Origin of the sequence: Alteromonas sp. KUL150 (assembly GCF_009811475.1) — a bacterium.
In the GTDB taxonomy this organism is placed as follows: domain Bacteria; phylum Pseudomonadota; class Gammaproteobacteria; order Enterobacterales; family Alteromonadaceae; genus Alteromonas; species Alteromonas gracilis.
The window spans coordinates 25,141-34,205 of sequence record NZ_BLIJ01000061.1 but is presented as its reverse complement, the minus strand read 5'-3'; the positions used below and the strand labels follow the sequence as shown (position 1 = coordinate 34,205).

The 9,065-nt window shown below is 40.7% G+C and carries 7 protein-coding genes and 1 pseudogene; 4 read left to right on the top strand and 4 right to left on the bottom strand.

Going from position 1 to position 9,065, the window contains the following annotated elements; all coding sequences use genetic code 11:
* Positions 1-761 precede the first annotated feature (761 nt).
* From GVO62_RS14635 to GVO62_RS14625, 3 genes are all read right to left on the bottom strand, one after another.
* Positions 762-2,045: a type II toxin-antitoxin system HipA family toxin gene (locus tag GVO62_RS14635; protein WP_159119859.1), complete on the bottom strand. Its 1,284-nt coding sequence runs from the start codon at positions 2,043-2,045 to the stop codon at positions 762-764.
* A 2-nt stretch (positions 2,046-2,047) separates the two neighbouring features.
* Positions 2,048-2,422: a helix-turn-helix domain-containing protein gene (locus GVO62_RS14630; RefSeq protein WP_159119858.1), complete on the bottom strand. Its 375-nt coding sequence runs from the start codon at positions 2,420-2,422 to the stop codon at positions 2,048-2,050.
* A 476-nt stretch (positions 2,423-2,898) separates the two neighbouring features.
* Entirely contained in the window at positions 2,899-3,774 is an 876-nt protein-coding gene (locus GVO62_RS14625; protein ID WP_236547176.1) for a DNA replication terminus site-binding protein, read from the bottom strand.
* Between the two features lie 163 nt (positions 3,775-3,937).
* Between GVO62_RS14625 and GVO62_RS14620 the strand changes: the two genes are divergently transcribed.
* Both GVO62_RS14620 and GVO62_RS14615 read left to right on the top strand, forming a co-directional pair.
* A complete protein-coding gene (locus tag GVO62_RS14620) occupies positions 3,938-4,741 on the top strand; it encodes a GIY-YIG nuclease family protein (protein ID WP_159119856.1) in 804 nt (267 codons plus the stop codon).
* 312 nt (positions 4,742-5,053) lie between these two features.
* Positions 5,054-5,363 (top strand): annotated as a pseudogene (locus GVO62_RS14615) (IS66 family transposase); the annotation flags it as partial.
* A 324-nt stretch (positions 5,364-5,687) separates the two neighbouring features.
* On the opposite strand, the gene GVO62_RS14610 reads toward GVO62_RS14615, so the two are convergent.
* Entirely contained in the window at positions 5,688-6,509 is an 822-nt protein-coding gene (locus tag GVO62_RS14610; RefSeq protein ID WP_159119855.1) for a hypothetical protein, read from the bottom strand.
* A 454-nt stretch (positions 6,510-6,963) separates the two neighbouring features.
* Between GVO62_RS14610 and GVO62_RS14605 the strand changes: the two genes are divergently transcribed.
* On the top strand, positions 6,964-7,794 hold the full coding sequence (locus tag GVO62_RS14605; RefSeq protein ID WP_159119854.1) for a DUF6236 family protein: 831 nt from the start codon (positions 6,964-6,966) through the stop codon (positions 7,792-7,794).
* 283 nt (positions 7,795-8,077) lie between these two features.
* On the top strand, positions 8,078-8,815 hold the full coding sequence (locus tag GVO62_RS14600; RefSeq protein WP_159119853.1) for a hypothetical protein: 738 nt from the start codon (positions 8,078-8,080) through the stop codon (positions 8,813-8,815).
* Positions 8,816-9,065: the final 250 nt, after the last annotated feature.

Here is a 9,065-nt window from a genome sequence, read left to right as displayed (position 1 = left end):
GGATAGAAATTGACATGGATAGAAATTGACATGGATAGAAATTGACATGGATAGAAATTGACATGGATACCGGTCAGCCAATTTCCATATTAAAGCCTCAATAAATAAAAAACTAAGCCACGTTAAAAATCTATTAAATCTCCCCCCTTATTACCAAACATAAAGCGGTATGCAGTTGGTGTAAGAAATGTTCATCAGCCACGCAGATTTCCCATCGCTTTAAAGATAAAAATTGGCAAGTTAAATGGGGTGAATGGGTTTTGTTTTCGAGTAGGGCATCACCACAGTAATCACGCTTCCCTAAAAAAACCACTCTCAAAACACTACGGCAACATACCCCTATATTATCTCGCTAAACTTCCCGCAGCTTCGCTGCGGCGGCCGCGCGCTCCGCGCAGTTGTGCAGGTAGAACGTGAGAAATTGGTGAGTGAGTAGGGGAGGTAAACGAAAGTGGGTCACAGGTAGCGGACAAGTAACGTACGTTTACTATGAGGCAGGCTGGTAGATGTTTAGTGGTGCGTGAGGTGAGTTTTTTGGTGTGGTAAATTCGTCCTAGTTTGTGTCTCGGTTAATGAGTCCGGGCAAGGTTTTTATGCTGCGGTGATGAGAAGAGGGTTTGTTGGTTAAGGGTGCTTTATGGTATGTTGCCGTAGTTATCACCCTTGGCCAGTTATCAACAAGGCTGTGGATGGTTTATTCGTTGGATTTGCTGGTGTTTGATGAGTTATTCACTTTTTCGTTATTAGGATAGCCCTCATTTTTATATTCTCGCTTTGGGCAACACGCCTTCAGCAATCAGTTCCCCAGTCTCTTGGTCGAAGTCTTCAGAAGCATCAGCAAAAGTTTTACTCAAAGCAACGTCAATTTCCGCATTAAGAGCTTCAATGTAACCCATAGCCAACTCATCATTTAAGAACGTCTTAGCTGCATGTGATTTCCAATGTCTCATTTGAATGTCTGCCCAGATATAATGATTACTTTTAGACATTACCTTCATAGCCATCCGCAATTCCTTGCGTCTGAATTGGTTTCTGAATGGATACGCTGAAATCACGTCGTAAAGCGGGGTAAGCCAATGGCCAGTATGGTCAAGGTAAACACTGAAGTTTTTTGCGTGGCCATCAATGCCCATCAACAGCCAAAATACGTATTGCGCAAGAAAGAACTGATACATGTCATTTTCACTATCAGTACTAAAGCGAAGTAGATTGGCTATCTCACTCGCACCCGGTCCCCCATTTGCTTCATACTTTGACTGGCCAGCCCTACCAAGCGCTTGGCACATGTCTTCTTGAGTCAGTCGGTATATAAGGCCGTCCTTACCTTGTTGCCTATCAAACCGTTCAACCACCAGCGCTTTTTGGCCACCGTAAGTGTGTATATCAGCATGAGCAACGTTAAACCCTAGGTGATGCATAAACCTCAGGCAAAACCACTCATTATCGACACTGTTAGTTAGCTTAAGCCCGTTTTCTAAATCGTGGATAGGTAGTTTAAATATATGAGTAGTTGGAGTGGTACCTAGAGGGCGATGCCATTTACTTTCATGAAGTGTCAGCGCCGTTTTCTCTTGTGCACCTGCAAGGGATATTCTGAATACGTCATCATCATCCATACCCAGTGTTTTACGTCTTACTGTATTCCTAAGGTGCGCTTCGATATCGGCATGACTCATCGCCTCAAGCTTTAATTCGTCGAATCCATCGACTGGTTCCGGTGTCAAAGAAAGAGAGCCCACACAATCACGGCCAATTTCACTCAACAAATCCATTGTGTCTGTAGAGTAGGCGCCAACTCGGTCAACAATTAACTTACGAATCTCTATGTCGTCCGGCAGTAGGTTGTCGAAGTAAAAGCGCACCAGGTCACCGGTGTGTCTCTTTTTGGTAAGCGGCATCGATAGACTAATTGGGTGTGCGTATTCTGCGGATAGCCACTCATCGTCGTAAGTAAATGCATGCGTGGCACCATAGCGCTCGAATGTACCTACGTGCCGGCCATTGATGCCCACTGAGAGATTGTTAGTTTTTCTCCTCTTAGCCATAACTATTCCTTAGCTTTATTCTTACTAACAACCACCGGCGTTCTCATTGGCTTACTGACAAACCTACCTGATTCCACTCTTCTTAATGGGCTTTTAACGTCTTTTGGGGCGTTCTGGGGAATACGCTGTCCACCGGCTACTGCTGCTGTCTCATCTGTTTTATGAGTGTTTTGGTTTGTCATATCGATATTGATATTGAGAACGTTTAGAACCATCAGCACAGTACCAAATGACACGCTGGTGGGGTCATTCTCTAATCTCGATACAAAGCGCTGGTCTTTACCAATTTTAGTGGCCAAGTCTGTTTGAGACCACCCTAGCGCCTTGCGTGTAGATGCTATGTAGTGACCTACGTCTTTTGGGATCTTAATTCTCATTGTTAACTCAATATATTCCATAAGAAGTATATTTATAAATATACCTTATATTGAATATTATTCAATATTCTCTAAAAGGAATATTACTTTTTATTCCATATGAAGAATATTTAAGGAGCAGCAAGAAAAAGAAAGGGCGTTACCTCCACACCGTTATTAAGCGGTTTTGGAGGTAAACAAAACGAGACGTTGTGATACAACTGAGAGGCAGAGAATGTAAAAGTACCTTCTATCTCAGGTGATGCTTGAAGGTGAGTCTAGGCCTTCGATAAAGCTATAAGATTATCAATATTCAAATCTAAACGCTCCATTTGGGACTTAGATACAATGTTGGAAGGCTTTCTAGATTACTAGGAGGTAAGATTTTTAGTATGAACAGCATTTATCTAGCAGTGAATGAACGCTGCAATAAAAAAGTGATCTGACAACAGAGTAAGATCACATACGGAAAACACGACAAGAATTTGAAGCGTTTGTTATTTAATACTTCGCTTATAGAGATTCATTCGTCGATTAATCAAAACCCAACCATCCCCTACCTTCTCTTTAACTTTCACGTGCCGAGGCGCAATAAAACTACTAAGGTGGGTATGGTATTTAGGGGGAGAGAAAAGGACATAAGGTAAACTCGCAGCATATCCCTTTGCTTTTTCTGCATCCTCTAATCGAATGGATGATTCAGGCCGCAGCTTTATCCGGCGTTTAACCGCAAATTCTGCGTTTTGATGTGCATCTAGTAACGACTTATCGTGTTCAAGCTTCTCTAGCCAACTCTGACGAGAATAAGACAAGGGAACGGTATGAACCCCTTTATCTATTTTCTGTTTCAACTCTTCGAGCGTATAAGCTTTATGGAGTGGTCGTGAAACCCAATTGAAATTTACGCGGTGAACATCCTCTTTAAAAGCATAGATGGTGCGATAAGCCGACGTTGTGATTAAAAAATTGAACCGGTCGTGCACGTTCTGCCACTTTTCGTAAGCATCATCACTGCTTTTTACTACTGCCGCTCTAAATGCCTTCTTCTCATTATTGATCTTTTCAACGCAAGCAATAATCTCTCGTTTGTTTTTGGTCGCTACTACGAAGCCAGGGTGTTTTTGCACGAACCGCCGTGACTTTTGTGGCGTTTCATCGAATACGTACATATCCTTATAAGCATCAATAATTTTTAAAATCGCTGCTCGGCCAGTAAACATATCAACATTAATGCTTGAGTAGCCGTGCTCAATAAGTTCCTCTTCTTGTTCTTTAAGTACAGGCTCAATGGCGTAGTAATATGTTGAAGCCGGGCAGGCGCTATCGAGGAGCAGTTCTTCAAGCTCTTTCAGAAACGCTTCAATATTACTCATGTGGAATTGTAGAAACACTTATTAACCATAGTGCTGTTTACTTATACAGCAATTTTAAGCCTATTTACCCACCAGCTCAAATCTATTCCGGTTTATGGGTTAGTGGCAGTGTGTTATAAGTTTGGCTGAATTTGTAGTATTAAATAATAGGTAAATTAGGAACATGGAAGTACTTAGGCTTTTAGAGCTAGACCCAGTAGATGTGAAAGGCCACTTAGCCGTATGGAACGGAATTGAAAACCCATTAGAAAAATTTTTCGACGGGCGATTTGAGCAATGGCAGCAAGCTCAAACTAAGCGCAATTTCGGTCGTAACTATATCGTTTCGCTTATCAAGTTGCCCGGGGTTTGCCAGTGGCTATTTGTCGGTGTTTATCTATCAAAAGGCATTTCATTGTCGAGCAGTGACGGTAAATGTCATTACTATGACACTGAGCTTACTACCATAGGCGAGAGCCTTATCGGGCGGCTGGTAGTTCACTTTAAACGTACAGGGCGTAATTCGTATCCCACCGGTGAAACCCTTTCTGGAAGAGCAACGATTCGCTCTATTCTACCAGAGCCAATGGCGTTCCAAGATTTCTCCGACTTCAAGCATGTGTGCCTATCCCGTAGTGAACTAGAAATGCTATATCGACACCAATATCCCTCATGGAAGACCGCACTTTCATCTGTGTCTGGCGTCTATCTAATTAGTGATAGATTAACAGGCAAGCAATATGTGGGAAGTGCCTATGGGGCTGGTGGCTTTTGGAATCGCTGGTCAGCCTATGCCAACGGCCACCATGGAGGCAATAAGCTCTTGCGGTTACTATTCAATGAAACCGGAGAAGTGGGCTTTAGCCAGTTTCAATACTCTATCCTTGAAGTCTGCGACATTGATTTATCAAAAGAGTCTGTCATTGAAATAGAGAATAGATGGAAAAGAAAATTACTTTCTAAAGAGTTTGGTTGGAACGATAATTAAAATTTTCAAGATAATGTATTCTGTATTAATTTAATAGTTCACGCATGATAAGTTTAATTATCATGCGTGAATCCGAAAATTTATAAAGCTTGAGATTAACTTGAAGCTTTAGATATGTTATGAGTTCAAATGCATCCATCGGATATTAAATCATAATAATATTTACTACCTCAATCTACCTAATAACATCGATTTAATCCAACACACTGATGAGCTAAGGTTATGAAAAGTTAAACTTTTTGATTGCACCCTGCATTATTCATCGCTAAAAACTCCAACTACCTCTGTCTCTGGACACTACCGAAAACCAAGTTAGGCGAAGCGATACAATACTGCTTGAATCAATGGGAAAAGCTGGCGCGTTATACACTCGACGGATTATTGAATATCGATAATAATCGCGCTGAGCGCGCGATTAAACCGTTCGTGATAGGCAGAGAAAACTGGCTGTTTAGCCAGACCTCCACGGGCGCAAATGCCAGTGCGGTTCTCTACAGCATCATCGAAACCGCTAAAGCTAATGACCTCAATGTGTTCGAGTATGTGATGACTGGCCTCGATAAACTCAGTAAGGCCGATGTTGATATCGAGCAAATTGCCATGGCAATTTGCTAAGCGTTAGGTGGGATTACCGGACGTTTACACTTATGTGCTGATGTTCTTAGTTGCAGCAATAAAAGTACTTCATAGCCTCTAGTTCTTCAGGTGGCCGCTTTAGCTTCAATTGTACGCTTAGACGAGTAGCGTATGCAGTAATCTTTGGTTATCCACGGATTTATAAACACTCAAAATAGTCTCAAACTATGAAACCTATTATCCTTGTAAACGGCTACACCAAAAGCTAAGCCCAAACAAGGGCCAAGCTTTTTAATAGAAGTATCTCTAGTTGCTTAAAAACAAATTTCGTAGCTTTTGGAAAGATTTAGTACAGTAAAGATAGGTATCGCTATTTATAATCGAAGCGTTCTATCGTTATCCTTCCTCTGTAAAATCCACCACTAAAAATTAAAGAATTCATGTTTACGCCGTATCCTAGTGGGCCCAAATAGTTGTTCATATCTTCTATGTGAGCCTCTAGCGCCGCTTTGATGTTCATATTGTTCAACTTAGTTACATCTTGCTGTACTTCATTATTGTTAGTATCAAGAATTCTGAGTATTTTAACTTCTAACTTTATTGGAGAGTTAATTACTGTTAATTCAACTAAAATACTGCCGCCAGTTTCAAGTGGAATTTGAAACTGGTTTGGCACACTAGTATTAATCAAGTTAAGCGCCTGAGCTATGGAGATAGCCGTCGCTTCTACAGTTTTTATCTTTCCCTCTAAGCTATTATTTAGATAGTCGCTTACATCAGCACGACAATAGCTGCAATTAACGAATTCCCAGGGTGAAGATATAACTTCTTTCGGAATTGATTTTGCTTCAGCTTCGGCCACCAGAGAGTTCGAAGCATTACTGAGGTCCGTCATCATTGTTGAAATACCCGAAGGAACTGAGGAAAGCATGTATGTCACAACCGGAACTTCAGGCATCCCTGGAAGAGTGGGAGTGAGAGAAAGCGTTACATCAAAAGAACGAGCATTTTTATTGTAAATATCAACAAGCGTAATATGCTTTTTTTCACCAACCTTTAAGTTCAACATACCCCATGACACAATTTTATCGGAATGGCTGCAATCATAACACTCAACGACTTCCGAACTTACAGCTAGCTTAGAAAATGACACTAGAATAGCTAAAAAAAATCCAATAGACATTAATTTCATTTATTACTTCCTTTTACTGTTCAAATGGGCTTTTAGTAGGCCAAAAAATGATGACGTAGGTATTATTTTTTTGTTACGACTAAAAGACTGATACCTCAAAAAAGTAACTCTAGACATTAAGCCTTAACACATGTTGCGACAAAGAATTGGTTTAAAGGAAATACTATCGATACTATAGAGCCAGTAATACCGTTTATAATATTTCCATTGATTCACCACAGTTAAGTCTAGGGGCCCGAGTCCTGCTCTTTACTAAGGAAACTGCGAATAAGTCCTGCAATTTAGTGCCAATAGCAGCCGTTCGAATATTTGTAATTAAACGGCAGAAAAGTACGTATAGCAGACAATCGGAAATGTTTTCCTATGAAAATACAGATTATGGTTTTTCATGGGAAACGAGTGATACTATGAAGTATCAATAATAAGTTGTTAGCACTCTAAGTCAGAGGTTAGTTTGAATAAAAAAGGAATTGTAGTTTCTCCACCTTTTAAGCCTTTATATACTGGGGGAATAAGCTGTGGTGGAGGTCCTGACCCAGTTGAATTAAGAAAATATCTCACGTATTGGGATGAAATTGATTATCCCTCAAATATGCTAATCCACATTTCTTCTCCTGATATTGACTTCCTAGAGAACTCAGGAAAATTAAAACGCACGCATGTAGTGTTCGAAGGAAGAGTGAACAGTGGTAGAGGTGAGTTTTTTATTCAGGCTCAAGAAGCTGCGTTTAGAAAAAACCAAGAAAACGAACCCGGTTGCTGGACCATTGCACAACTAGCAGATATTCCATTTTATACCAAACAGAATGAAAATATTGGTGTTGAGGTTGAGCTTTATGACATGCTACCAGTCCCAAGTGCTGATACAGCACTAGCGGATATATTGGAATTTAAAGAAAAGAGGAAAGATGAACTTTCAGCATTTAGATTTCATATGGACGACATCAACGAAAAAATACTGAACTCAAAAGATGTCCCACGTGCAAGAAATACACAAGTGGCTCGTTTAGAATTAGCTTTAAAAGATATTGATAAAACTTTAAATGAATCTGGCATAAAGCGGGTTACTACCCATTTAAAAAATATAATAAATGCTGATTTTTCAGGTATTGCTGGAGCAGGTTTGGGTAGCGCTGGCCTTTCTTCGGTTGTTGGTATGTCTCCTTTAGTTGCTGGTGTTGCTGGAGCAGGGTTAGTTTTTGGCGTCAAAAGCTTAATAATGCCATCAAATCAGTGTCCAAGTGAATATAGTTATATTAATAGTATCAGAAAGAATTTTAGGTAAGCGAGTGCTAAAAATGCGCTTAATTCGCAAACCGCTACCGCGGCGAGACTGAGACTACAACACGCAGGCCCGCTTCGTTATTATGCCCTTCGTGTTTCCGTTCATTGGCTTGGCGTTGAACGTCTACCTTGTCTATTTATGCCCGTTGGTACTTGTTGTTAGTCAGCCCCATACTTAATGGAGACGTCTTATTTTTCCTTTTAAGATACAGCTCATAGTCACTAAGTGAAAATGGGTGTTATCATGGAATAATCGTAATAAGCGGTTAGGCTCAAGGAAAGATATGCCCTACGAACCCACTATTAAAAAGAATCCTCAACAGTTAGCGATTAAACAGCATTTTCATACAGCTCACGCTATTTCGTTGTTCTATGACTCCGATAAAAAAGTAGAAGTGATGGAGCTTTCATCTGGTGAAATAGTTCAAAGGCATAAACGTGCAAAAATTTTCTGTACTAAACGAACGTGGGATCAGCAGGCGGAAACAGGATATATGGCACGAATCGAAAATGCATTTCACAAAGAGATTGACCATGTTAAAGCATTTTCCGAGAGAAACCATGAGGCGATATCTAAATACTGCCTTCTATGGCGACTCAGGCACGAATATCATTTAAGTGATCCTATTGATTCAGTGCTTAATGGAGTATCTGGCTCAGGTTTAACCAAAGAACAAGAAGAAATATTAGAGAGTAAGGGGATGGGATTTATTCGTGAAGGCGGAGTGGTGCCTTCCCGTTTTACTACAAGCATTCAAATACAAACTATCCTTGACCGAGATTGGGGTACTTGCAGACATTTTAAGTGGGGGTTAATCGAAGCTCAGGATGGAGAGTTTATTGTTGCAGATGGTTATGGAGATTTTGCTTTTATCCCTATCTCTCCAAAGAAAGCTTTTTGGGCAGGTCAAGATGATCAGATAATTACCCGACAGCAATTAGCAGAAGTAAATAAAGAGTCAGTATCTAGAGCAAAGCAATATTACTTTGCTCGTAAAATCAGTGAGTGTCCAATTGCCTAGCAAACTAATCAACTACTAACCTGCGGCGGCTAGCATACACACCGCTGTGTTCCAGATGCGGGTTATAACACTGTTGAACGTCCGTTGTTTGTCTGAAGCGGACTTGCGCAAAAGTTATGTCCAACGTCCGCTAAACGCTCATAGCTGACCTCTGTCCCCCAGAGTGCAAACTTCTACTTCACGTAAACAACAGCCCTTCGTAATTGTTACCTTTCTATCATCTAAAGTGTCAGATCAAGTTGAGATTCCC